This window comes from Mesorhizobium sp. M0778, from assembly GCF_040320105.1.
Taxonomy (GTDB): domain Bacteria; phylum Pseudomonadota; class Alphaproteobacteria; order Rhizobiales; family Rhizobiaceae; genus Mesorhizobium.
The window spans coordinates 1-531 of the sequence record NZ_JAMYPA010000060.1 but is presented as its reverse complement, the minus strand read 5'-3'; the positions used below and the strand labels follow the sequence as shown (position 1 = coordinate 531).

Below are 531 nucleotides of genomic sequence, written 5' to 3'. Positions count from 1 at the left end.
GCTTTCGGACCGTGAGTTGGAAGAGGCGCTTGGCGACCGGCTGTCGTTCCGGCGCTTTGCCGGGCTCGGGCTGGAGGAGAGCATTCCCGATCACACGGTGCTTTCGCGCTTTCGCAATCTGCTTGTCGGCGAAGGTCTGCTCGATAAGTTGTTTGGCGAACTGGACCGGCAGTTGGAGAAGGCCGGCGTGATCCTGAAGCGTGGCACGATGCTGGATGCCACGCTGATCAATGCGGTCTCGTCACCGCCGACGCTTGAGCGGCCGTCGAAGGATCCAGATGCCCGCATTACCGCGCGGCAGGGCAAGGGCGGCTTCACCTTCGGCTACAAGGCTCATGTCGGGGTGGATGAGGGCTCTGGCCTGATCCGCACGGTGATCACCACACCAGCCAACGTCAACGACACGGTCGTGGCTGACACCTTGATCTGCGGCGACGAGAAGACGGTTTGGGCGGACGCCGCCTACGACACCCATGCCCGCCGCGCCCGGCTCAAGGCCGAAGGCAAGAAGGTGCGCATCGCGCGCCGCCC

1 protein-coding gene is annotated in these 531 nt (G+C 64.6%); it reads left to right on the top strand.

Features of this window, described 5'->3' with window-relative positions:
* Nucleotides 1-531, top strand: a 531-nt coding sequence (locus tag NKI22_RS31390) for an IS5 family transposase (RefSeq protein ID WP_352959704.1), incomplete at both ends; no start/stop codon positions are given.